Origin of the sequence: Sorangium sp. So ce124 (genome assembly GCF_051525235.1) — a bacterium.
In the GTDB taxonomy this organism is placed as follows: Bacteria; Myxococcota_A; Polyangia; order Polyangiales; family Polyangiaceae; genus Sorangium; species Sorangium atrum.
Map to the genome: position 1 here is coordinate 8,041,365 of NZ_CP150312.1, position 23,244 is coordinate 8,064,608.

17 protein-coding genes and 1 pseudogene are annotated in these 23,244 nt (G+C 70.8%); 7 read left to right on the top strand and 11 right to left on the bottom strand.

The annotated features are described in order from the left end of the window. Nucleotide 1: 1 nt before the first annotated feature. Nucleotides 2-3,865 carry a hypothetical protein gene (locus WMF19_RS30070; RefSeq protein ID WP_437893520.1) on the bottom strand — a complete coding sequence of 1,288 codons (3,864 nt, stop codon included), beginning with the start codon at nucleotides 3,863-3,865 and terminating at the stop codon, nucleotides 2-4. 237 nt (nucleotides 3,866-4,102) lie between these two features. Between WMF19_RS30070 and glmU the strand changes: the two genes are divergently transcribed. The 6 genes from glmU to WMF19_RS30100 all read left to right on the top strand — a co-directional run bounded on the left by glmU (nucleotide 4,103) and on the right by WMF19_RS30100 (nucleotide 10,067). Next, complete coding sequence (gene glmU, locus WMF19_RS30075; protein WP_437893522.1) at nucleotides 4,103-5,464, top strand: bifunctional UDP-N-acetylglucosamine diphosphorylase/glucosamine-1-phosphate N-acetyltransferase GlmU; 1,362 nt, start codon at nucleotides 4,103-4,105, stop codon at nucleotides 5,462-5,464. Nucleotides 5,465-5,586: 122 nt separating this feature from the next. Continuing rightward, nucleotides 5,587-7,206, top strand: a complete 1,620-nt coding sequence (locus WMF19_RS30080) for an ATP-binding protein (RefSeq protein ID WP_437893524.1) — start codon at nucleotides 5,587-5,589, stop codon at nucleotides 7,204-7,206. Then, nucleotides 7,203-8,144 (top strand): response regulator, encoded by a 942-nt coding sequence (locus WMF19_RS30085; protein ID WP_437893526.1) that lies wholly within the window; start codon nucleotides 7,203-7,205, stop codon nucleotides 8,142-8,144. The genes WMF19_RS30080 and WMF19_RS30085 overlap by 4 nt, the downstream gene beginning before the upstream one ends. A gap of 535 nt (nucleotides 8,145-8,679) precedes the next feature. Continuing rightward, the gene (locus WMF19_RS30090; protein ID WP_437791338.1) at nucleotides 8,680-8,859 is read left to right on the top strand and encodes an FmdB family zinc ribbon protein; all 180 of its coding nucleotides are present in this window, start codon (nucleotides 8,680-8,682) and stop codon (nucleotides 8,857-8,859) included. An 18-nt stretch (nucleotides 8,860-8,877) separates the two neighbouring features. Continuing rightward, the gene (locus WMF19_RS30095) at nucleotides 8,878-9,261 is read left to right on the top strand and encodes an encapsulin-associated ferritin-like protein (RefSeq protein WP_437893527.1); all 384 of its coding nucleotides are present in this window, start codon (nucleotides 8,878-8,880) and stop codon (nucleotides 9,259-9,261) included. A gap of 2 nt (nucleotides 9,262-9,263) precedes the next feature. After that, nucleotides 9,264-10,067 (top strand): family 1 encapsulin nanocompartment shell protein, encoded by an 804-nt coding sequence (locus WMF19_RS30100; protein ID WP_272094216.1) that lies wholly within the window; start codon nucleotides 9,264-9,266, stop codon nucleotides 10,065-10,067. 15 nt (nucleotides 10,068-10,082) lie between these two features. On the opposite strand, the gene ribA is transcribed toward WMF19_RS30100, so the two are convergent. The 8 genes and pseudogenes from ribA to WMF19_RS30140 form a co-directional block, all read right to left on the bottom strand. Then, nucleotides 10,083-10,760, bottom strand: coding sequence for a GTP cyclohydrolase II (ribA, locus tag WMF19_RS30105; RefSeq protein WP_272094217.1), 678 nt, complete (start codon nucleotides 10,758-10,760; stop codon nucleotides 10,083-10,085). A gap of 298 nt (nucleotides 10,761-11,058) precedes the next feature. Then, nucleotides 11,059-12,303: a serine hydrolase domain-containing protein gene (locus tag WMF19_RS30110; protein WP_437893528.1), complete on the bottom strand. Its 1,245-nt coding sequence runs from the start codon at nucleotides 12,301-12,303 to the stop codon at nucleotides 11,059-11,061. Between the two features lie 214 nt (nucleotides 12,304-12,517). Further along, a pseudogene (locus WMF19_RS30115) lies at nucleotides 12,518-12,787 on the bottom strand (ATP-binding cassette domain-containing protein); the annotation flags it as partial. Then, nucleotides 12,787-13,164, bottom strand: a complete 378-nt coding sequence (locus WMF19_RS30120) for a DUF1048 domain-containing protein (RefSeq protein WP_437323302.1) — start codon at nucleotides 13,162-13,164, stop codon at nucleotides 12,787-12,789. The pseudogene WMF19_RS30115 and the gene WMF19_RS30120, both read right to left, overlap by 1 nt. Further along, complete coding sequence (locus tag WMF19_RS30125; RefSeq protein WP_437323303.1) at nucleotides 13,148-13,477, bottom strand: PadR family transcriptional regulator; 330 nt, start codon at nucleotides 13,475-13,477, stop codon at nucleotides 13,148-13,150. The genes WMF19_RS30120 and WMF19_RS30125 overlap by 17 nt, the downstream gene beginning before the upstream one ends. 437 nt (nucleotides 13,478-13,914) lie before the next feature. After that, complete coding sequence (locus WMF19_RS30130) at nucleotides 13,915-15,717, bottom strand: acyl-CoA dehydrogenase (protein ID WP_437893529.1); 1,803 nt, start codon at nucleotides 15,715-15,717, stop codon at nucleotides 13,915-13,917. Between the two features lie 136 nt (nucleotides 15,718-15,853). Continuing rightward, nucleotides 15,854-16,180: a type II toxin-antitoxin system RelE/ParE family toxin gene (locus WMF19_RS30135; RefSeq protein ID WP_437323305.1), complete on the bottom strand. Its 327-nt coding sequence runs from the start codon at nucleotides 16,178-16,180 to the stop codon at nucleotides 15,854-15,856. Continuing rightward, nucleotides 16,177-16,419 carry an addiction module protein gene (locus WMF19_RS30140; protein WP_437893530.1) on the bottom strand — a complete coding sequence of 81 codons (243 nt, stop codon included), beginning with the start codon at nucleotides 16,417-16,419 and terminating at the stop codon, nucleotides 16,177-16,179. The genes WMF19_RS30135 and WMF19_RS30140 overlap by 4 nt, the downstream gene beginning before the upstream one ends. A 614-nt stretch (nucleotides 16,420-17,033) precedes the next feature. Here WMF19_RS30140 and WMF19_RS30145 point away from each other — a divergent pair. Beyond that, nucleotides 17,034-18,398, top strand: coding sequence for a Vgb family protein (locus WMF19_RS30145; protein ID WP_437893531.1), 1,365 nt, complete (start codon nucleotides 17,034-17,036; stop codon nucleotides 18,396-18,398). Here WMF19_RS30145 and WMF19_RS30150 read toward each other — a convergent pair. Both WMF19_RS30150 and WMF19_RS30155 read right to left on the bottom strand, forming a co-directional pair. After that, nucleotides 18,375-21,557, bottom strand: a complete 3,183-nt coding sequence (locus tag WMF19_RS30150) for an efflux RND transporter permease subunit (protein WP_437893532.1) — start codon at nucleotides 21,555-21,557, stop codon at nucleotides 18,375-18,377. The genes WMF19_RS30145 and WMF19_RS30150 overlap by 24 nt on opposite strands. After that, entirely contained in the window at nucleotides 21,554-22,900 is a 1,347-nt protein-coding gene (locus WMF19_RS30155; protein ID WP_437893533.1) for an efflux RND transporter periplasmic adaptor subunit, read from the bottom strand. The genes WMF19_RS30150 and WMF19_RS30155 overlap by 4 nt, the downstream gene beginning before the upstream one ends. Nucleotides 22,901-23,244: the final 344 nt, after the last annotated feature.

Here is a 23,244-nt window from a genome sequence, read left to right on the forward strand (position 1 = left end):
ATCACTCGTGCGGCCGGTTCTTGACGATGGCATAGATCTGCTCGAGCCCGCGGGTCTCGTCCGTCAGGAAGTCCCTGGCCGAGACAAGGAGCTGCCGGTAGTCCTCCGCCGTCAGCGGCGCGCCGCTCCCGGCCTCGATGCGGTTCACGTCCACGAACGCGTCGAGGAACACGTCGAGCGGCGCTCGGCCGTCCGCCATCGGCGTCACGAGCGCCGGGAGCACGTGCTCCATCGCGTGATACCTGTCGTACCGATCGTCGTTGAGCGCCTTCAGCGCGTTGAGCCCCGCGTCGGCCGCGCCTGGACCGCCAGCGCCCCCCGCCGGGGTCAGCGCGGTCGACGCGGCCTTCAGGATCCGGCGCAAGGCGTCGTCGTCGGCGAGGAGCTGGAGGCCGTCGGCGAGCGTCGTCGAGAGCGCCTGGAACGGGGCGCCGGCTGCGTCCGCGTCGAGCAGGTAGGTGAGGAACCGCTCGATCTCCCGCCGCGCCGGCTCGTGGGCGCGGACTGCCTCCATCACGTCGACGGCGGCGGCGAACAGCGGGTGGCTCAGGAGGTCGCTCACCGTCGCGCCGAGCTCCTTCTGCGCCCAGGCGCACCGCCCCGTCGTCTCGCGATCGGGGCAGTGGGCGTTCAGCTGCTCGCGGAGGACGCGCAGGACGAGGGCGCCCATCCTCGGGAGCGCGCGGTTCTTGAACCGGGCCTCAGGCCCCGACCCCTCGACCGCGAGCAGCGCATCGACGAGCTCGTCCACGCCGCGCTTCCACTGGCCCTCTCGCTCGGCGGCGTCGGGCGCATTGCGCTGCGCGAAGCGCGCGTCGATGCCGTTCAGAGCGCCGGCGAGGAGGGTGAACACGGTGAGCTGGTCCTGGACCCGACCATCCGCCCACGTGGCCTTCTTCTTCCCCCAGCGATCGACCATGCCCACGCCGGCCGCGTAACGGGTGCTGAAGAGGGTGCGCGCGAGCTTCTCGAGGACCTGCGCCTTCGTCAACGGCCGATCTGCCGCGGGGCCGCGCCGCACGGTCACGGACGTGTCGCGCGCCATCCGGGCAAACGCCACCGACGACGCGAGGACGTCCTTGGCCCGGAGCGCGTCGGCCATGAGCGGCTCGTAGGAGTTGGCCCCTGCCTCCGAGCAGTACGCGGTGTTGGTCTTGGGCGAGCCGGCCTTGATGCACTCCGGCCCGTGCTGCTTGCCCGGCCAGTGATGGTACGCCGTGCTGAAGAGCTCGATCAGGAGGTCCTCCCCCGTGGAATCCGGGGCGACCTCGGCGAACGCCGCCACGATGGGGCTCAGGTACTCGCCGAGCCCGAGCTGCTCCAGCAAGAAGGCCGTCCCCGGATGGCGCACCCGGATCAGGCCCTCGGGGGAGCTGCACTCGTTCACGCCCAGCGCGTTCCTCGGGCAATGGATCGTGCCGGCCGGCTCGAGCGTCCCCGAGATGAACAGGTTCGTCGTCAGGTTCCCGCCCGTTCCCGACAGCGCCCGGAAGGGGTCCAGATCCTGCAGCGCCGGGAACCTGTCCGAGTCGGCTCCGAAATAGATGAGGCGGTTCAGCGCGGCCGGGGTGGGATGGCTCGTCAAGCCGTGGATGCCGCTCGATGACTGGAGCACCGAGTCCGTCACGGCGAGCGCGAGGACCGTCGGCTTGACCTCGAGCACCGCCTTCTTGTCGTGCCCCTCCGGGAGGAGCGAGTCGAGGTAGAAGGCCGCCAGGTTGTCGATCTGGAACAGCTCGCACGCGGCGTACTCGACGAAGGGCACCGTGACCTCGAAGACGCTGACCACCGCGCCCTCCTTGTTGCACTGCCTGACGCCGGCGGTGTCGTGCATGAGCTGCATCAGCCGCTCCATGCCCGAGCGGTTGTCGCCGATCTTCGGCTTCGTCTGATCCACCGGCGTCCGCGGCGCGGCGATCGTCGGCGCCCCGACCGTGAGGTTGATCGCCGGGCCGTTCAGCTGCGCCGGGTTGTACGCGTACTGGTCGCGGGTCGTGAGCATCGCCGCGATGGCGTCGCCCGCGTGCCGCGCGCCGCCGCGCGAGGCGAGGAGCGCGTCGCTCCCGAGCGCCTCGATCAAGCGCGCCACGAGCCCCGGCTGCTCGACCGCCCTACCGAGCACCGCCGAGAGCTCGTCCCAGAGCGGCGCCTTCTGGTCGATCCGCGCGGGCGCCTCCTTGCCCTGGGCGGCCAGCCGGTCGTGCTCGCGGGTGACATCCCGGATGCGCAGCGCCGCGGCGGTCATGCGCGCGAGCTCCGCCTCGCGGTTCTCGAGCAGATCGATGAGCGTGAGCAGGAGGGCGTCCGAGTCCTTGTCGGCGAGCACCTGGCCGATCGCGTGCGCGAGGTCGGCGAGCGGCGAGTCCTCGCCGCGGAAGCGGCGGTACGAGAGGCAGCCGTCGCACCGCTCGCCCGCGGGCACGATCCTGCCGCGGCGGGCGTCGTAGCGGGCCTCCTCGCGGTCGCCGAAGAGCAGGTACGCGCCGGAGAGCGCGTACATGAGCCCTTCGTGCTCGGTCTTCCACGGCTCCGGATCGCCCTTGCCCGCGTACCGGGTCCCGTCGACGAGCGGAACGATCGACCGCAGCGCCGCGCCGAGGACGGTGCGGGAGGTGTCGACGTAGGCGTAGAGCTCCGGCGACAGGCCCCCGAACGGGTCCCGCGGCGGCTCGGTGACGCCGGGGATGGCGAACGGCGGTTCGATCGCGAGCGGCGCGCCGCTCCGGTCCAAGAACCTGCCGGACGCGTCGATGTCGGCGAGGCCGTCGCGGTCGGCGTCGGCGAACGGCGCAGGGACCCCCTCGCCCTGGGGGAGGACCCACCCGCGGCCATCGCGGCGGGCGATGAAGATCGACGGCGGCGCGGCGAGCCCGGGGTGCTCCGCGAGCAGCGCCGCCTGCGCGAGCTCCAGGGTCGTGCGCGGGCGGCTCGGCTGCGCGGTGGCGGCGTCGACCGCAAGCGGCGCCCGCTCCGGCAGCGACAGCGCGGCCAGCTCCTGCTCGCCTGCCGCGAGCAGCGCCTGGAGCGCGGGCGCCCCCGGGCCGCCGGGGCCGAGCACGTCGAGCGCCGCCACGGTCATCGGGCGCAGCCCGGGGTAAGCGAGCGCCGCGCCCGCCATACCGAGCCCCACCTCCGCCGAGCGATAGCCCCGGCGCCCCCAGATGCTCGCGAGGGCGCAGACCGGCGCTCCCTGCCCCTCTGCCCGATCGCAGGCGATCGGCGCCCGCTCCCGCTGCCTCTTCTGGTCGCCCTCGTCCAGCTTCGCGTTCTCCTCGCCGCCGTGGATGAGCGCGTCGAGGAGCCGGGCGATCCCCCGGGTCGACTCGGGCAGGACCGCAGGCCCCGCCGCGTCGAACGGGTTCGTCTCGTAGAGCGGCGCGAGGGTCTGCGAGAGGCTCAGGACGGCATCGTGCAGCCGGATCTTGCCGCCCCCCTCGCCGGGCGCGACGTTGTCGATCTCGATGTCCGGCACGGCGGCGTTGACGGCGTCCACGAGGGCGTTGCGCCACCGCGCCATGGCCTCCACCTTGGCCACGCCCAGCCTGCGCGCCTGCGCCGCCCGCTCGCCGGAGACCGGCGGGAGCACCGAGACGTCGACCTCGTCCTCGTACCGGCCCTCGCGGTCGTAGTGGCAGACGCGCTGGTACGAGGCGCCCGTGTGGTCCTCGTGGAGGCTCGACGCGCCCACGCGGTCGCAGAGCATGCCAAAGACGTCGTCGCCCAGCCCGCCGCCCTCCTTCACCTTGGGAGGCGCCTTCCGCGTCGTGTCGAGCGGCTCGTGACACGAAGCGATCGCCCCGCCGGCCGCGATGAGCGCGACGAGCCGGAGTACAGCGACCGAGGAACCCAGCGCGCGCCTGCGCATGACGACAACCTCCCCCAGTTGCCTCCAGGGTAGACGATTCCACTCCAGGTGCGTAGGGGGCTTGGCGCCCCAGCGGGGGTGAGGTGGGCGACGCCGGAGCGCGCGTTCTCCAGTTCTCCAGCGTCACTGCGCTGCGACGGGGACGGCGGCGGGCTCGTGGGTATAGGCTGCGGAGCGATGGCGACCCAACCCACCCCGCTCACCGCTGTCGTTCTCGCTGCTGGACAAGGGACTCGGATGAAGAGCGCCCGGCCGAAGGTGCTCCACGAGCTCTGCGGCCGGCCGATGCTCCATTACGTCGTCGACGCGGCGCTGGCCGCCGGCGCCTCCGACGTCGTGGTCGTCGTCGGCCACGGCCGCGACGAGGTCTCCGCGGCCCTGGACAAGGCGTTCGGCGCCCAGGGGAAGAAGGTCCGCACCGCGCTCCAGCCCCAGCAGCGCGGCACGGGCGACGCGGTGCGCTGCGCCATGCCGCACATCGACGCGACCTCCGAGGCGATCCTGATCCTGTGCGGCGACACGCCGCTGCTCGATCCGGAGCAGCTCACACAGCTCCGCGGGGCGCTCGACCGCGCGGGCGGCGCGCCGATGGCGATGCTCACCGCGGAGGTCTCCGATCCGACGGGGTACGGCAGGATCCTCCGCGACGCCTCGGGCCGTGTGATCGGCATCCGCGAGCACAGGGACGCGACGCCCGAGGAGCGCGCGATCACCGAGGTGAACCCCGGCGTCTACCTCGCCCGCAGCGGGTTCCTCGAGCGCGCGCTGGCCGGGCTGACGACGGACAACGCGCAGGGTGAGCTCTACCTGACCGACATCGTCGCGCAGGCGGCGAAGGCCGGCGGCGCCGCGGCGGTCGTGGCCAGGGATGTGGGCTCGCTCGTGGGCATCAACGACCGCGCGCAGCTCGCCGCCGCCGAGGAGGTGCTCCACGGCCGCATCGCCGACCGGCTGCGCAAGAGCGGCGTCACGATCCGCACGAGCGCCCGCATCGACGCGGGCGTGGCCGTCGAGCCGGACGCCGTGATCGAGCACGCCGTCGTCCTGCGGGGCCGGACGCGGGTGGGCGCGGGCGCGCGGATCGACGTGGGCTCGGTGCTCACGGACGTCGTCGTCGAGGCGGGCGCCTCCGTGAAGCCGTACACGGTCGCCTCGCAGTCGTCGATCGGCGCCGGCGCGCAGATCGGGCCGTTCTCGCACCTCCGGCCGGAGAGCCAGATCGAGGCCGACGCGCACATCGGCAACTTCGTCGAGACCAAGAAGACCGTGGTCCGGAAGGGCGCGAAGGCGAACCACCTCGCCTACCTCGGCGACGGCGACATCGGCGAGGGCGCGAACGTCGGCGCCGGGACGATCTTCTGCAACTACGACGGCTTCCGGAAGCACCGGACCGAGATCGGCGCCGGCGCCTTCATCGGCAGCGACTCGCAGATCGTCGCTCCGGTGAAGATCGGCGCGGGCGCCTACGTGGCGACGGGCACGACCGTGACCCGCGACGTGCCGGACGAGGCGCTGGCGATCGGCCGGGTGAAGCAGGAGAACAAGGAGGGCTACGCGACGCGGCTCAAGGCGCGGCTGAAGGACGCGGCGAAGAAGTAGGACCTCGTTCGCCGAGCTCGCCAGCGCGGCCGAGAAGAACGCGCGGCGGGCAGCGCGGCTCAATCCCGGCGGCGAGCGGAGGCAGGTTGACTCGGCCGCCGGCGCCGCCTGATGTAGGAGCCATGGGGTACCTCGAGAGGCTCCGGAGCTACCTCGAGCGCGTCGCGCGCGCGCCCGAGGGGCTCGCCGTTGTCTATATCGACCTCGCCGCGCACCGGCGCCACTTCGCCGCTGCGTGGGAGCGCGTCGTGGCCTCCAGAAAGCTGAGCCAGGACGACACGCCACCAGAGAGGTGGGAGCGGGACACCTGGCACAGGGAAGACGAGCTCCTCTACAACATGAGATGGGATCTGCCGACCTTCGTGGAGGAGGTCGCGGATCAGCTCGTCGAGTCGCTGGTGCCGGATGCGTCCGCGGAGGAGCTCCGAAGGCTCATTGATGTCGCCATCGGCTTCGGTATCGGTGACTGGGACAGCTCGGGCGCGCGCGGCCTGGATGAAGAGATCGGCAGGATCGCCGAGGCTGCGTCTGAGCGGCTGAAGCGCTCTCAGCAGCGGTACGGATGGGAGTCGCCGGCACGCTACGCCTTCGAGATCCGAGCGATCCGGAAGCACGCCGACCGGTACACGCTGACGAGGAGCGGCGCCACGCTCCTCAGCCTCCCCGGTCTCGACGCGGTGCGCTGGCTCCTCGCGCTAGAGGCTGCGCAATCGCTCGGGCCTGCGGACGAGTGGCGGATCTCCCCGGAGCTCGCCGCGCAGCTGCTGAAGGAACCGCGGCGCGAAGTGGAGGTGGAAGAGCAGCTCGATGGCTCATGGCCCTTCTCGCTGGCCACCGTGCGCCGCCTCGGAGCGATGAAGCTGCTCCAGTACCAGCGTCAGGATCCCGAGCAGGGGCTCATGGGCTGGTCCTACACCGTCTTCGACCGGGCTCGCCCTCTCCTGGAGGACATCGCCGAGCAGCGCGCGACCCCCTTTGCGGTGCTCGCGGACGCGCTCCTGCGGGACGAGGTCGCGCTCGCGCTCGACAGCGTCCGACCGGACCCGGAGCGGGCGCTCCGGGAGAGCGCAGCGGCCGCAACCGCGCTCCAGGCCCGGATGGTCGTGCATGAGATCCGGAACGCGCTCGTTCCCGCCCAGATCGCGCTGTCCCGCCTGGTCAGAGAGCTCGGGCACGCGATGGATATCGAGCCGCTCCAGCGTCATCGTGGCCGGGTGGACGCCGGCATCCACCGCGCCCTCGCGTTCGCTGACGAGATGCTCCGGGTCGCCAACCTTGGCGAGGAGCCGGCGGCGCCGTTCGACGTCTCCGCCGCCCTGCGGGACGCCATTGCAGGCCTCGCAGGGGAGCTGAACGGCGGCCTTCGTTGCGCGCCGATCGAGGGAGCGCCAGCTGTCGTTGGGCCTCGCGGTCGCTTCGTCCTCGCCATCACGAACGTGCTGCGAAACAGCGCTCAGGCCGTGGCCGGGCGGGAGGGCATCGTCGAGGTCTCCCTCGACGTGAAGGACGACGAGATCCTCCTCCGCGTGGACGACAACGGCCCCGGCGTGCCGCCTGACCAGCGCCGCGCCATCTTCGAACCAGGGGTAGCGCTGCGCGCCGGTGGCAGCGGTCAAGGCTTGGCGCTGGTCCGCCAGGTCATCGAGGGAGAAATGGTGGGGTCCGTCGTGTGCGGAGAGAGCCCGCTCGGAGGCGCCCGCTTCGAGATCGTGATACCGCTGCGGAGAGGAAGGACACCATGAGCGGCGACGGACGCATCCTCATCGTGGACGACGATCCGGCCTTCCTGGAGACCTACGAGGAGATCCTCGCAGCCGAAGGATACGCCGTCGAGACCGCCACCACCCACGGCGAGGCGCTGCGCCGGCTCGACGAGCCAGGCTGGACCGTCGTGCTCGTGGACCAGAAGCTCCAGGGTCCAGGAGGCCCGGACAGCGGCCTGGGGCTCATCGACGAGACCCGCCGGCGCGCGCCCGGGGCGAAGGTCCTCCTGGTGACCGCCTACGCGTCCAGGGAGGCGGTCGAGCGAGCCTTCCGCGAGGGTGCGTACGACTACCTCGAGAAGACCGCCGTCTTCGAGGCGTTGCTGCGGGTCAAGGTGCGCAACGCGATGGAAGCCGTCCGCGAACGGTGGCTCGCGACGCTCGATATGGATGAGACAGAGCGTGCGATCCGAGCGACGTGGGCGGCGGTGCAGGCGGAACACGATCGCAACCGGCGGGGCACACTGCTCGAGCGCCTCATGGCGCTGCTCCTCAAGACGCTCCCAGGCTTCGAACGCCTGGACACGCGGCTCCGGAACGAGGTCGAGGAGATCGACATCATCGTCCAGAACAGGTCCACAGACCCCTTCTGGCAGAAGGAATCGCCCTATCTCCTGGTCGAGTGCAAGAACTGGTCGAAGCACGTGGGGAGCAAGGAGCTCCGAGATCTCTGGGCCAAGATGGAAGGCCGCTTCGATCGCTGCCGACTGGCGTTGCTCGTCGCCCCGGGGGGCATTGCGGACACCGTGCGCCAGCTGCAGCTCCGGAAGGCGGAGAAGGGCCTGCTCGTGGTGCTGATCGGGCCCGGCGAGCTCGACGATCTGGTCCAGCGGCGAGATCGGAACGACGCGCTGCAGGAGATGCACCGTCGCGCGGTCATGGGGGCGGCCGCAAAAGATAGCGACGAGCTGCCATGATGTGCGACAGAGTGGCCGCGGACGCCGCGGCCTGGGTTTCCGGTTTCCAAGGGAAGCTCAGCTGCCCGGCCCTAACCGTTGCCGGTTTCCGAGGGGCAGCTCAGCTGCCAGGTCCTAACCGTTTCCGGTTTCCGACGGGCAGTTCGGCTGCCCGGCCCTGACCGTTTCCAGTTTCCGAGGGGCAGCTCAGCTGCTCGGTCCTGACCGTTTCAGGTTTGGGCCACGGCCCGGTCGATGCGACGCCGTGCTGTTCACGCACGGTGGAAGGCGGTAGCGAGGCGACCGGCCGACCTGTCGAGGTCACACGTTCCAGCGCCGGGAGGCACGCGGCGAGCGCATGGGCGCTCCGGCCCGAGCCCCCGCCGCGGCTGCAGCTCAGCCTCCGACAACGGCCGCGCAGCGTCATTTGCGCGCGATGCCGACGACACCCGCGGTCGTCCGGCTGCAACCTGGGTCGGCTCGAATCCTGGGAGGGCACGGATCTCGCTTGTGCCCGCACATGTGATTCAGTTCACATTTGCAAGACAGGAGCTCCATGCCGACGTACGAGTTCAAGTGCAACGACTGCGGCGCCGAGTTCGAGGTGGTCGCGTCGCTCTCCGAGTTCGAACGCCTGAAGCGGGAGCGCACGGCCCAGTGCACGGCCTGCGGCCGCTCGAACGTCGAGCCGGAGATCGTGGCGTTCCAGGTGCAAACGGCGCGAAAGAGCGCCTAGGCAGAAGGACAGAGCGGCGTGTCGAGCGAGAATTACCACGAGCTGCCCGAGCTCCTGTCGGAGGCGACCAAGGAACGGCACCGCGCGATCGTCTCGTTGATCGAGGAGCTCGAGGCGATCGACTGGTACCAGCAGCGCGCCGAGGCGTGCACGGACGCGGAGCTCCGGGCCGTGCTGCTCCACCACCTCGAGGAGGAGGTGGAGCACGCGATGATGAACCTCGAGTGGCTCCGGCGGAATGATCGCGTCTTCCAGGAGAAGATCGACATCTATCTCAACAGCCAGGGGCCGATCACCGAGGTGGAAGCGGCCGAGGAGGCGGCGAAGCTCGGCGCCACGGCGAAGACCGGCGCCATGGCGCCGAGCGGTGCGCTCGGCATCGGGAGCCTGAAGGGGGCATGATCATGGATCTTCTCAAGCGCGAGCTCGCTCCCATCCTCCCCGCCGCGTGGGACCTCATCGATCACGAGGCGACGCGCGTGCTCAAGCTGCACCTCGCCGGCCGCAAGGTCGTCGACTTCCGCGGCCCGTTCGGCTGGGAGTACGCCGCCGTCAACACGGGCCGCACGCGCGCGCTCGAGCGGAAGGAGGCGTCCTCGGTGAGCGCGGGCATCCGCCTGGTGCGGCCGCTCGTCGAGTTCCGCGCGCCCATCCGCCTCGATCTCGCCGAGCTCGACGCCGTCGGGCGCGGCGCGCAGGAACCCAACATCGAGGACGTCGTGCGCGCCGCCGAGCACGCCGCGCGCTTCGAGGACGGCGCCATCTTCAACGGGCTCGCGGCCGCCGGGATCGAGGGGATCCTGGAGGTCGCGCCGCACAAGCCCGTGGTGATCCCCGCGCCGGAGGCGTGGCCGCGCGCCGTGGTGGCGGCGAGAGAGGTGCTCCGCGCCGCGGGCGTCGACGGTCCCTATGCGCTCGCGCTGGGTCCGAAGGCGTACGACGAGCTGGCCGCGGCCGCGGAGGACGGGTACCCGCTCCTCAAGCACATCGAGCGCCAGCTCATCGACGGGCCGATCGTGTGGGCGCCCGCGCTCGAAGGCGGCGTGCTCCTGAGCACGCGAGGCGGCGACTTCGAGCTGACCGTCGGGGAGGATCTGTCCATCGGCTACGACGGGCACGACAGGCACGTCGTGGAGCTCTTCCTCACCGAGAGCTTCACCTTCCGCGTGCTCGAGCGCGCCGCGGCCGTGGCGCTGCGGCGGGGCTGAGAGCAGCCCCCGCGGCTACTCGGCGTCGCCGACCGCAGCGCCCTCGCCGTCGCGCAGCGACGGGATGACGTGGCCCATCCGGAGGCGCTTCGCCTCGAGGTAGGGCGCGGAGAACGGGTTGGCCGGGACGATGGCCGCCGAGCGCGAGGCGATCCGGACGCCGAGCGCGCGGAGCGCCTCGACCTTGTCCGGGTTGTTCGTGAGCAGCCGGATCGACTCGATGCCGAGGTGCTCGATCATCGCGGCCGCGGGCTCGTAGCCGCGGGCGTCGTCGGGCAGGCCGAGGATGCGGTTCGCGTCGACCGTGTCGTGGCCGAACGCCTGGAGCTGGTACGCCCGGATCTTGTTGGCGAGCCCGATGCCGCGCCCTTCCTGCCGCAGGTAGAGCACCACGCCGAGCCCGCGTCGCCCGATCTCGGCCTGGGCCGCCTCGAGCTGCTCGCGGCAGTCGCACTTGAGGGAGCCGAACACCTCGCTCGTGAGGCACTCGGAGTGGACGCGCAGGGTCACGTCCGACCGGCCGCGCACGTCGCCCATGACGAGCGCGACGTGATCGGGCGAGAGCCCCTGGTCGGGGCTCGTCGTCCCACCGAAGTGGAACACCAACATCTGAAAGACGCCGTGCTTCGTGGGCACGGGCGCCTGGGCACGAATATCGAGCTGAGGCCGGATCGCCGTCGTCGGGACGTGCATCTCGCTCTCCTGGTGGAGGAATCCTGGGTCACCTGTAAAGCAAGGAGCGCGCCTGGTAGCCCGCTGCCCTGCCTTGTCCGGCCACCCCTGAAGGTGGCGTCAATCAGGTAGCGTAAGCACCGGGCAGGAACAAGATAAGCTCTCCAAGATGTTGCTCCAAGGACATACCTGGAGCAGCCGAGCCGCATCGGCTCCTCGCGAGCACTGGAGCCACCAGCAGTGCGGTAGCTCACCGTCGAGGAGGCTGCACCAGTTCCTTCCTCGAGAACGTCATGAAGTTCAGCACGTGAGGCCTCGGTCACCCGAGGCAGGCCGCGACCGCCGCGGCCAGGTTCGACGCTCGCGGTTCGCCGATCCGGAATGACCAGAGGTTCGTGACGTAGCCGAAGCCGACACCGGCATCGGGGTCGGCGAAGCCGACCGATCCGCCGGAGCCGGGGTGGCCGAACGACCCGGGCCCGGCCCAGGGCATCGGCGGGCAGGCCCGCCAGAACCCGAGCGCCATGTAGAAGGAGCGGTCGGCCGGAACGTCCAGTCCTGGCGGCAGCCCGTTCATCTTCGTCTTGTCGGTCTGGACGACGGTCATCTTCTCGACCGTCGCCGGATTCAGCAGCCGCACGCCGTCGACCTTGCTCACCGTGGCCGCATACATCCGCGCCAGCGATCGAGCGTCCGTGAACATGTTCCCAAAGGGGAGCTCAGCAGCGCGGAAGGCACGCGTGTTCATGTAGTCGCTGGCGGGATCGAAGGCGCCGCCGAGCTGGCCGGCGCGGGCTTGCACGGAGTCCGGGCCCCACACGGCGTTCATCCAGGCGATGACCGTGTCCCTATCGAGGCCGGTGGTCTCGATCATCCCGGCGGTCATCTCCTCCAGCGTGAACGGAGCGGCGTACTCGATCCGCGCCACCCGTCCCTCTTGCTCCCCGGGCAGCCCGATCCAGGCGCTCAGCCCGAGCGGGGCAGCGACCTCGTCGGCGAAGAAGGTGCCGAGCGACTTGCCGGTGATCCGCCGCACGACCTCCCCGACCAGGAACCCGAAGGTCATGCTGTGGTAGACGTGCTCCGTGCCCGGCTGCCACAGCGGCTTCTGCGCCTCGAGCGCCCGGATGACCGGATGCCAGGCGCAGGCGTCCTCGAATGTCAGCGGACCATCGACGACCGGCAGACCGGCCTGGTGTGAGAGCAGCCAGCGCACCGGGATATGCTCCTTGCCGGCAGCGCCGAACTCCGGCCAGTACTGGATCACCGGAGCGTCCAGATCGAGCTCGCCGCGCTGTGCCAGCAGATGGGCGCAGATCGCGGTAGCGCCTTTGGTCGTGGAGGCGACCAACGCGATGGTGTCCTCGTCCCACGGACGGTTCGCCTCGCAATCGGCGAAGCCGCCCCACAGGTCGACGACGGGACGGCCGTCCACGTAGACGCAGCACGCCGCGCCGACCTCGCCTGGGCTCCCTTCGAAGTTCCCGCGGAAGGCATCGGCCACCTTCCCCCAGCCGTCCTCGACGTGTCCCTGCACTACTGTCCCGCTTGTCGTGTCCGACATGCTGCACCGCCTTCTCTGGAGGGTCTGAAACGAATCGCATGCGCAGCGCCGCAACGCTTACGGCACTGTGCTTCGCGGGCTGACGTCATAGGTCCGCTGCTGCTCGTGTTTCGAGAGAGCGGTGAATCGTGATGTCGCCATAGCCCGTCCGAGCACGGGTCTTGACGGCTTCCTCGCTCGGCTCTGGTGCGCTGGCAGCGTGGAGCTCGTTGCGAACGTTCCCGTAGTTCGTGGGGAGCTCCAACCAGGCCGGTACATCCGCAGCCTGCGTGGCGACATCGAAGTCGTTGACGCTGGCAGTCCCGGCGTCGGCCCGGAGCAGCGTGGACAGGCTTCTCACGACCGTGGTCTTGCCCGCCCCGTTCGAGCCGAGCAGGGCGAAGATGCTGCCCCGCGCCACGTCGAAGTCCGCGCCGCGCAGCACCTCCAGGCCGTTGAACGATTTCTCCAGGCCCTGAACGTGGAGTGCGTGCTGTCTCGCCATCAGACTCCCCTCGCTTCTTCTTCGGCGGCGCGCTCGATGGCGTTGGTCAGCCGTTCCCGCTCCCGGATGATCCACTTACCCTTCGGGTAGTTCCGGACGAACGTCTCGATGAACTCCACGGGGTCTTCCCCGACGATCTGGCGGATCGGGGTCCGGTTCGCCGCGCTCTGTTCGAACAGGTCGACGAGGTCCGCGTAAATCGCAGTCCCGTCGCCCCCCGTCCCGAAGTACATCAGGTATCGCTCCAGCGCATCGACCGCCGTGCGATAGCTCGCGGGAAGTTGTCTCGCGCGCGCCTTGTACTGCCGCCATTGCCCCTTCTCGCCGATCACCTTCGAGATGAACTCTGAGATGAACATGTCATCTGCCTCCTTCATGGAGCTGCTCGAGCCGCTCAGCGAGGAAGCTCCAGGTCCTCCAGAACTCTTCGAGGTATTCCCGCCCCTGAGCGTTGAGCGAGTACACCTTGCGCGGCGGCCCCTTCTCGGACGGGACCTTCTCCACGTCGACGAGGCCGCGCTGCTCGATCCTGACGAGCAGGGCGTAGACGGTGCCCTCGGCGATGTCGGAGAAGCCCTGAGCCCGCAGCCGCGCCGTGATCTCGTAGCCGTACGCGGGCCGTATGGACAGGATCGCGAGGACGATGCCCTCCAGGATTCCCTTAAGCATTTCCGTCATTTGCTTGCCCACGAACAGCTCCTCGAACTACCTAACGTCACTGACTACCAGTACATAGTAACACTGAATAGTGGCGGAGCAAGCCCCGAGGGGCACGCATCCGTCCGAAGCGCTGCTGCCACAAGCTGCCCATCACCGCTGATTCGTGGCGCGAGACGCACCCGTTCGACGAGGTCCCGCGCGAGCTGCGCGGCGAGCAGGCGCGCCACCTCCGAGAGGTCAAACGGCCAGGCGTAGCGGAGGGTGACCGACGGGTGCTCTGCGCGGAGCCGCGCGATGGCCTCCGGGGTCTCCACCTTGGCGTGGGCGCCGCCCGGGGTCCGCATCGACGGAACCACCAGCACCTCGGTCGCGCCCGCAGGACCGCAATCGCGACGGTCTCGGCCCGCGTCGGGGCGCAGAGCTCGTTGCGCGCGACGAGGAGCTCGGCGCCCCGCGCCGCTCCCGCCTCAGAACCACCCGGGTTGCATCCTGGCGTACGAGTCCTCGCCGGAGCGGCAGAGCGCGGCGAGCGCCTCGACCCGGGGCAGCTCCGTCGAGAGCCAGTACTGCGCCGCGCAGAGCTTGCCTTCGTAGAAGCCGGCCGGGGCGGCGCCCCTGGCCAGCCCTTCGCGGGCGGCCGCGGCCATCGCGAGCCATTGCCAGGCCACGACAACAACGGAGACGAGCTCCATGTAATCCGCGCTGTGCCGCAGCATCCGCTCGGTGTCGCCGCGCATCCCCGCCTCGGCGAGCTGCACCGTCACCTCGCCGAGCAGCGAGAGCGCCGCGCCGAGGCGCTCGCCCCACGCGGGCTCGACGTCGGCTCGCTGCGCCCGGACGATCGTCTGCTGGATCTCGCCGCCGAGCGCGATGAGCGCGGCGCCGTTCCCGGCCACGACCTTGCGGCCGAGGAGGTCCATGCCCTGGATCCCGGTCGTGCCCTCGTGGATCGAGTTGAGCTTCTGATCCCGGAGCCAGGCCTCCGGGAGGTACTCGCTCGAGTAGCCGTAGCCGCCGTGGACCTGGAGCGCGAGGGCGTTCGACTCGAAGCCCGTCTCGGCGGGGAAGGTCTTGGCGATGGGGGTGAGCAGGTCGAGGAGCCGCTGCGCGCGCTCCCGGTCCGCCGCGTCCGCGGCGTGCGCCGCGAGATCGGCGTACAGCGCGGTCGTGGAGACGAGCGCGAGGCCGCCCTCGACGATGGCCTTCTGCCGGAGCAGCATCCGGCGCACGTCGGCGTGCTCGATGATCGGCACCTGCGGCGCCCCCGGGTCCTTCGCGCCGAGCGGCCGGCCCTGCGGCCGGACGAGCGCGTAGCCGAGCGCCTCGTGGTAGGCCGCGGAGGCGGTCGCCACGGCGTTCGCGCCGACCATGATGCGGGCCTCGTTCATCATCTGGAACATGCAGGCGACGCCCTGGTGGGGGCCGCCCACGAGGTAGCCGTGGCAGTCCCCCTTCTCGCCGAAGCTGAGCGACAGGCTGGGGAGCCCGCGCCAGCCGAGCTTGTGGATCATGCCGGCGACCTCGACGTCGTTCGGGACGAGCTGCCCCCCCTCGGGCCGCCGCTTGGGGACGGCGAACAGGCTCACGCCCTTGATGCCCCGAGGCGCGCCCTCGATGCGCGCGAGCGTGAGGTGGACGATGTTCTCGGTGAGGTCGTGATCGCCGCCCGAGATGAACATCTTGGACCCGCGGACGAGGTAGTGGCCCGCGTCTGTCTTCACCGCGCTCGCCTGCACGTCGGCGAGGCTCGAGCCGGCCTGGGGCTCGGTGAGCGCCATCGTCCCGGTCCACTCCCCGGCGTACATCCGGGTCATGAAGGCGGACCGCAGGGCGTCGTCGCCGAACGTCTCGATGAGGTGCGCCGCGCCGGCCGTCAGGCTGAGGTAGCCGCACGCGCTCAGGTTCGCCGCCTGAAGGTAGGCGCCGGCGAGCGTGGCGACGACGAGCGGCAGCTGCTGGCCCCCCACCGCGGCCGGCCGCGTTGCGGTGAGCACCCCGAGCTCGACCATCGGCCGGAAGACCCGCTTGATGGCGGGGTGCACCGTGATGGCGCCTCCCTCGAAGCGCGGCGGCGCCTCGTCGACCGGCCTGTAGGTCGGGAACAGCACCTCCCGCGCGAAGCGCCGGCAGCTCTGGAGGTAGAGATCGAACGTGTCGCGCGAGTGCTCGGCGAAATAGGGCAGCTCGCAGAGGCGCGGCGCGTCGAGCACCTCGTAGAGGAGGAACTCGACGTCGCGGTCGTTGATGAGGGGGTTCTGGGGAGCGGTCATGTGTCTCTCGCCGAATGTGGCGCACGCTAGGCGCGCATGAAGCTGGATGTCGAGCGGCTTGTCTCGATCATGGGTCCGGCGAGCGCGGGCGGAAACGAACCGACAGGATCCGGCCGGCGCCGGCGCCGGCGCCGAGTTAGCCGGCTCCGCCTTCGTCTCGAGTGCGTTTCTTCCAAACAGACGGGCGGCGCCGCTGATGGAGTACGGCAAGGATTACCGCCGCCCGCTGGTCGGCTTCACCACGAAGCAGGAAGTAGATCGCATAGGGGAATCGCTTGAGCAGTGCACGACGAGTCCCCCGCCCGACGTCGGGGAACTGCGACGGGAGCTCGCGGATCCGGCTGACGATGTGCCGTAGTTCATCAACGAACTGTCCGCCCAGCCCGGCCTCCTCGTCCTCGTACCATTCCGCCGCCTCCCGGATGTCCAGCTCGGCAGACGGGCGTACGATGAGCCGGATCATCGACGCGTCGCGAGGCTCGCACGAAGGTCGGCCTCGACCTCTTCCCAGGACCGGCCAGCGTCTGGCGCTGCTTCGTACTCGGCGCGCCGGCGATCGAGCTCGGCGCTATGCCACTCGGGTACCGGCACCTCGTCCTCCCTCGCCGCGATCCGCTCCCAGAGCGCTTGGACGTATTCGATCTGCTCGTTCACGGTGAGCTCGTCGAAGCCAGGCGGCGGGTTCTGGATGGCTCGCTCCATGATCCGCAGGATACCACAAGGGGCACGCGACGGCGCAGCGCGTGGTTGACGCGGTCAAGAGCGAGCGGCGCCGACGGCGAGCCGCGCACCGCGGCACCGTCACGCCAATGCGGGACCGCAGCGCCGCCGGTGAACGTACACATGAACCCTACCGTGGCCCTGTCGTCGAGGTCCGTGCGTCGCTCCCCCGGATTTCGACACTGCTGCGGTATGCTTCATCTCGGCGTCGAGATCGCCCGCAGCGGGTCGACGGAGCTGCGCTGGCTAGCGCCTCGCTCTCTGCTCAATTGAGCCCCGCCACGCGAAGAGAGGCTCGATGCGGTGTCAGCAACAGCGGCGAGTTGGCAGCCTATTCCGCGCGATGCGACTGGGCGCAGGAAACAGCTCATTGGCCTCGCCACGCCGGCCGGATGCGTGCTGCTTCAATGGATCGTCTTGGTGCAAGGGGAAGGATTCGAACCTTCTAGCGTCACTCTCGGGAAGCACAAGTCGCGCGCGCACGTCCACGCGGCGCCCGCTGTCGTTGGTAGATCCACGCTTTTTTTTCGAAATCGAGCGTTCGGCGGCCACACGCCCTTTGCGGTGTTTGCCCCGGGTTCCTAGACTCGTGCCCCATGAAACGACTTTCCTGGGTTCTGCTCGCGGCGTTGGTTTCCGTGGGCTGTGGGGACAGCGACGACGACCCGTCGGAGGCGGGTTCGGGCGGTGAAGGCGGCGGCGGTGAAGGTGGTGGCGCGGCTTGCGAAGCCGGAGGCGACGGGACGCTCGACATCGAGATCGTGAGCCCGAACGACGCCGGAGACGTCGCCGTGACCTCGCCCGGAGTGCCGGACGAGCGCGTGGTCTCGAGCGCGTCCCTCGACACGCCGGCGGGCGAGTACACGCTGCGCGCAGGCAGCGTGGCCGACTACCCGGAAGGCGAACGCGTCGGCTTCGTGTACCGGCCCGATGACCCGGAGCAGAGCGCTTGCGTCGCCGACGGCGCGACCACCGAGGTCACCTTCAACTACGAGCTCACGCCCGGGAGCCACAAGCTCTGGTTCACCGCGCAGAACGGCGACCAGCTGGTCGGCGCGCTCGACGGCGAGGCGCTGCTCGAGTCGGGCGCGGTCACACCGAGCGTCGCGTTCCAGGGGAGCGCCGAGATCATCAACCAGGGCGCTATCGCGTTCGACGGGGCCGGCAACCTGTGGGTCTCGGCCAACGCGGGGCAGATCACCGTGCGGCTCGTCGACACGCTGGGCGAGAGCAGCGAGGCCGCCCCTGACCGCGTGCTCGACGTGTCCGAGGCGTGCGCGGGCGTCATCCCCTGCGCCGCGGGCGGCCTGGCGTTCGACGCCGCCGGCAACCTCTGGGTCGGGATCCGCGATCATTTGCTGAGGATCGACGCAGCCGATCTCGAAGGCTCCGGCGTGGTGGAGCCCTCCGCGACCATCACCGGAGACGAGATCGAGAACGTTCAAGCGCTCGCGTTCGACGGATCGGGCAACCTGTGGGTGGCGAGCGCCGAGCAGGACGCGGTGCTGATGTACACGGCCGAGCGGCTCGCCGCGGACGACGGGGATCCCGCCGACGTGGTGCTGAAGGCGCTCACCCCCGAGCCGGTGATCGGGCCGCTGGGCCACCCGACGGGGCTCGCGTTCGACGAGCAGGGCGCGCTCTGGGTGGGTTACTGGGGCTCGAACACCATTGCCAAGTTCGAGCCCGGCGATCTCGAAGCGTCAGCGGAGCTCACCCCGGACGTTCAACTCGAAGTGGGGGTGCTGGCGCTTCCGGAGAGCATCGCCTTCGATCAGCAGGGGAACCTGTGGTTGCCCTCCAAGATCGGTTCGGCGGCGGCGATCGCCAAGGCCGAGCTCGTCGCGGGCGGAGACGTGGAAACGGGAGCCACCGTCCTCACGAGCGAGGCGTTCGGATCGCTCATCGACCTCGCCTTCAACCCGCCCCCCGACTGGTCACCGATCCACGGCCCCAAGTGAGCTCGTGGCGGCCGTGGAGCCCGACCGCCGGAGCCGGGCGAGGCGCGCCCGCAGGTCGTCCGCGACCACGTAGAACGCCGGCACGACGAGGAGGCTGAGCGCCGTCGAGACGACGAGGCCGCCGATCACCGCCGCGGCCATCGGCGCTCGGATCTCGGCGCCTGGGCCGAGCGCCAGCACCGACGGGACAGCGGCCATCAGCGTCGCGATCGAGGTCATCAGGATAGGCCGCAGCCGCACCGGGCCTGCGCGGAGCATCGCCTCGCGCGCGTCCATCACCTCCCCTTCCCCCTCGCCGTGCCCGCGCCTCACCTCGATCGCGTGATCCACGAGGATGATCGAGTTCTTCTTCACGATCCCCATGAGCAGGAGGATCCCGATCATGCTGAAGATGTTGAGCGTGTGCCCCGTCAGCAGCAGCGCAAACGCGGCGCCCGCGATCGACAGCGGCAAGATCGTCAGCACCGTGACCGGGTGCAGGAACGAGTTGAACTGGGACGCGAGCACCATGTAGGCGACCAGGATCCCGAGCACCAGCGCGAACAGGAGGCCGCCCATCGACTCGCGGAACGTCACGCTCGCGCCGCCCAGCACAAGGCGGTAGCCGGCCGGCAGATCCCGGCCGAGCTCCTCGACGCGGGCCACCGCCTCGCCCTGCGAGCGCCCAGGCGCGACGTTGCCGAAGACCGAGATCGCGCGCTCCCGGTCGCGGCGCGTGATCGCCTGGAGCGCGGGGCGCTCGTCGTAGGTGACGACCGACGTCAGCGGGACCAGCGCGCCCGACGCGCTCCTCAGCTGGATGCGCGCGAGATCCTCGGGCCGGCTCCGCTGCTCCGCGAGCAGGCGCGCACGGACGTCGATGCGGCGCCCGTTGTCGTTGTACTTGGCGACGCGCCCGCCGCCGATCAGCGTGTTCAGCGTCGTCGCGATGGCCTCGACGCTCACGCCGAGATCCGCCGCGCGCGCCCGGTCGGGCACGATGCGGAGCTCGGGCATGCCGAGCTGGTAGTCGGAGTCGAGATCCACGACGAGGCCGCTCTGCGCGAGCTCGGCCCGGATGCGCTCGCTGTGCTTCGTGAGCTCGTCCCAGTCGGGGCCGCGGATCGAGAACTCGACAGGGAACCCGCGCTGCGCGGTGAAGCCCGACTGCGAGAGGTCCTGGACCACGGCGCGCAGGCCGGGATAGCCGTTCAGCTCCTTGCGGAGCGCGCCCTGGAGATCGGCCTGCGAGAGCGCCCGCTCCGCGGCCGGCTTCATCGTGACGAACAGGATGCCCGTGTTCACGCCGCCCCCTCCGCCGAAGCCCCCGACAACGGCGAAGACCCGCTCCACCGCCGGGTTCGCGCCCACGGCCGCCTCGGCGCGGCGGAAGAGCCTGTCGGTCTCCTCGATGTCCGAGCCGACCGCCGTCTGGAGGCGGACAAGGAGCCTCCCCTGGTCCTGCGACGGGACGAACTCCGTCGGGAGGCGCTGCATGGCGACGATCGCGCCGGCGAAGAGGATCGCGCCGAGCAGGACGACCGCGGCCGGGAACCGGAGCGCCCGGGCGAGGAGCCAGCCATAGCCGCGGGAGAGCGCCTCGAAGCCGCGATCGACGAGCCGCCCGAGGCGGCCCCGGCCCTCGCGGGAGACGTCGAGGATCTGCGCGCAGCGGGCGGGCGCGAGGGTGATCGCCTCCAGGTACGAGAGCAGCACGGCGATGCAGAGGGTCACGCCGAACTGGAGGAAGAACCGGCCGACAACCCCCTCCATGAAGATGATCGGGAGGAAGATCGCGACGACGGCGAGCGTCGCGGCGAGCGCCGCGAAGGTGATCTCGGCCGTGCCCTCGCGGGCGGCGCGGACGCGGTCCTTTCCCCCTTCGGCGTGCCTGTGGATGTTCTCGAGCACCATGATCGCGTCGTCGACGACGATGCCGACGGCGAGCGAGAGCCCGAGCAGCGTGAAGGTGTTCAGCGTGAAGCCGAGGAAGTAGATCGCGGCGACCGTGCCGAGCAGCGACATCGGGATGGCCAGGACGACGTTGATCGTGCTCGAGAGCGAGCCGAGGAACATCCAGCAGACCAGGGCCGTGAGCGCGATGGCCATGCCGAGCTCGAGCTCGATCTCGTGGACCGACTCCTCGATGAACTTCGTCGAGTCGAAGTTCACGCCGACCTCCATCCCCTCGGGCAGGGACTTCTGGACCTCGGCAAGCGCGGCCCGGACCCCGCGGGCGACCTCGACCGCGTTCGAGCCGCGCTGCTTCCTCACGCCGAGGCCCTGGGCCGGCTCCCCGTTCACCCGGGCGAGCCGGCGGACGTCCTCGAAGCCGTCCTCGACGAGCGCGACGTCCTCCAGGTACACCGTGGCGCGCGCCGACGACGGCGGCCCCGCCGCCTGGGCGGCAGCGCCCGGCTGGGCGGCCGCGCCGGGGTTGCCCTGGCGGAGGACGATCCGCTTGAAGGTCGCGAGATCGAGCGCCTCCCCCATCACCCGCACGTTGAGCTCCCGCCCTTCGGTCTCGATGCGGCCGGCGGGGAGCTCGATGTGTTGCCGGCGCAGGGCCTCGGTGACGTCGGCGACGGTGAGCCCCTTCTCGGCCAGTCGATCGGCGTCGATCCAGATGCGGACGTTGCGCTCGAGGTAGCCGCCGAGCGTGAGCTCTCCGACGCCGGGCACCGTCTGGAGCTTCTCCTTCAGCCGGTAACGCGCGATGTCGGCGACGAGCTGGGGAGAGAAGGGGCCGGAGAGCCCGACCCACATGATCGGCTGGTCCTCCGGGTTCGTCTTGGAGACGACGGGCGGGTCGAGGTCGAGCGGGAGACGCCGCTGCGCCTGGGAGATCTTCGTCTGAACGTCCTGGAGCGCGACGTCGACGTCGCGCGACAGGTCGAGCTCGATGGTGACCGAGGCGCTCCCCTGGCGCGACGTCGACGTGATCGATCGGATCCCCTCGACCTGGACGGCCGCCTCCTCGAGCGGCTCGACCACGTCGTGCTCCATGATCTCGGGCGCGGCGCCCTCCAGCGTGGCGGAGATGGTGATGGTGGGGAAGTCGACGTCGGGGAACTGGCTGATGCCGATGCGCGACACGGCGACGAGGCCGAAGACGATGGTCGCGGCCATCAGCATCCAGGCGAAGACCGGCTTCCTGAGGCAGGCTTCGGTGAGGCTCACGGCACGCTCCGTGACGAGCTGGCGGGAGAGGTCAGCGGCGATGCGCCCGCCGAGGCGGGTGGCGACGCGCCGGCCGCGGAGGCGGGCGGCGGCGCGCCGGACGAGGCGGGTGGCGACGCGGGCGGTGATGCGCCGGCCGAGGCGGGCGGTGGCGCGCCGGCCGCGGAGGCGCTGGCATCTGCGCCTCCCTCGGGGCGGCGCGCCGGGGATTGGCCTCCCGGTACGCTGCCTGGCGGTGCGATGCGGACCTGCGCCCCCTCGCGCAGCGCCTCCGCGCCGCGCGCAACGAGGAGCTCTCCCACGGAGAGGCCCGATTTCACCTCGACGCGCCCGTCGGGCGTGCGCAGCCCCAGCGAGAGCACGCGCTCGCGCGCGGTGGTGCCGTCGACCACGTACGCGAGGAACCCTCGCTCGCTCGGTCGCACGGACGTCAGTGGGATCACGGGAGCGTCGCCGCTCGCGCCCACGGGCACGGTCACCTCGGCGAAGGTGCCGGGGCGGAGCAGCTCCTTGCCCTCGCCCTGCACCTCGCCGGTCACGGCGACCATGCGCGTCGCGGGATCCGCCGCGTCGGCGACGTGCGTCAGCCTGGCGCTGAAGGTCCGCTCGTCGCCCTTCACGGTGAAGCGCGCCTCCATGTCGGGCCTGACCCGCAGGGCGTCGGCGGCGGGGATCTGGAAGCGGAGCAGGAGCGGGTCGCGGCGCAGGAGCGTCGCGAGCACGGTGCCGACAGGCACGTGCTGGCCCGTCTGCACGGTGCGCGTCTGGATCTTCCCCTGGATGGGGGCGCGCACGTAGGCGTCGCGCAGGTTCAGGAGCGCCTGGTCGACGGCGACCTTCGCCTCGGCGACCTGCGCGGCCGTCGTCGCCGCCCGAGAGCGCCAGGACGCGACGTCTTCCTTGCTGAAGACGCCCTCGGCGCCCTCGGCCTCGCGCCGCTCGAGCCCCGCGGCGGCCTCGGCCTGGGTGGCGGTCATCCGCTCGAGCGTCGCGCGCGCCGCGCGGACGGCGAGGTTGTACCGGGCCGGGTCGATCTCGACGAGCACCTGCCCCGCCTTGACCTCGGCGCCCTCCATGAACCTCACCGCCTCGACGACGCCGGCGACGCGCGCGGTGAGCTGCACCTGCTCGAACGCCTCGACCGCTCCGACGGCCGTCACGGCGTACTCGACCCGCTCCGCCGTGACGGGCACGACCTCGACAGGGAAGCTGAGCCCCTGCTTCGCGGGCTTGCGCCCCTGCTCGGGCGAGGCCTCCCCGCCCTTCTTGCACGCCGGAGATCCGAGGAAGACAAGACCTGCCACCAGGGCGAGCGCGGCCACGCGAATCGGTTGGAGCACCATCTAGGTGGAGGAGTAGCGCAACTTGAGCCGCTGTGCGCGCGGGCCGAGCGGGGGTGGCCCGGCAGCGTCACGCCGGCCACCGGCCGCGCAGCGGGGCGTGCACCCGGCGAGGCCTGCGGGGCCGGTCCTGCGCGCGGCGGGGTCTGCGCCGCGCAGCGGAGGGGCGCCGGGGAGCACGGTGCACGCGGCCCGATCTCGCCGGCGGCGTGCACCGCCGCGCTCGCGACGTGCGCCCGGGACTTCCGGTGCCCGCCGATCGAAAACCCCGCCGATCCAGCACAAAGACACGCACTGCCGCACAGGACGGACAGTCCGTACATTCCTGGCGTGCTGCGCCGATGCGA

Coding starts and splice junctions, on each gene's coding strand:
- WMF19_RS30110 (WP_437893528.1), bottom strand. CDS start 12,303: ATGTCGGACACGACAAGCGGGACAGTAGTGCAGGGACACGTCGAGGAC.
- glmU (WP_437893522.1), top strand. CDS start 4,103: ATGAAGAGCGCCCGGCCGAAGGTGCTCCACGAGCTCTGCGGCCGGCCG.
- WMF19_RS30155 (WP_437893533.1), bottom strand. CDS start 22,900: ATGGTGCTCCAACCGATTCGCGTGGCCGCGCTCGCCCTGGTGGCAGGT.
- ribA (WP_272094217.1), bottom strand. CDS start 10,760: ATGCACGTCCCGACGACGGCGATCCGGCCTCAGCTCGATATTCGTGCC.
- WMF19_RS30100 (WP_272094216.1), top strand. CDS start 9,264: ATGGATCTTCTCAAGCGCGAGCTCGCTCCCATCCTCCCCGCCGCGTGG.
- WMF19_RS30135 (WP_437323305.1), bottom strand. CDS start 16,180: ATGATCCGGCTCATCGTACGCCCGTCTGCCGAGCTGGACATCCGGGAG.
- WMF19_RS30130 (WP_437893529.1), bottom strand. CDS start 15,717: ATGACCGCTCCCCAGAACCCCCTCATCAACGACCGCGACGTCGAGTTC.
- WMF19_RS30085 (WP_437893526.1), top strand. CDS start 7,203: ATGAGCGGCGACGGACGCATCCTCATCGTGGACGACGATCCGGCCTTC.
- WMF19_RS30120 (WP_437323302.1), bottom strand. CDS start 13,164: ATGAAGGAGGCAGATGACATGTTCATCTCAGAGTTCATCTCGAAGGTG.
- WMF19_RS30090 (WP_437791338.1), top strand. CDS start 8,680: ATGCCGACGTACGAGTTCAAGTGCAACGACTGCGGCGCCGAGTTCGAG.
- WMF19_RS30145 (WP_437893531.1), top strand. CDS start 17,034: ATGAAACGACTTTCCTGGGTTCTGCTCGCGGCGTTGGTTTCCGTGGGC.
- WMF19_RS30080 (WP_437893524.1), top strand. CDS start 5,587: ATGGGGTACCTCGAGAGGCTCCGGAGCTACCTCGAGCGCGTCGCGCGC.
- WMF19_RS30070 (WP_437893520.1), bottom strand. CDS start 3,865: ATGCGCAGGCGCGCGCTGGGTTCCTCGGTCGCTGTACTCCGGCTCGTC.
- WMF19_RS30140 (WP_437893530.1), bottom strand. CDS start 16,419: ATGGAGCGAGCCATCCAGAACCCGCCGCCTGGCTTCGACGAGCTCACC.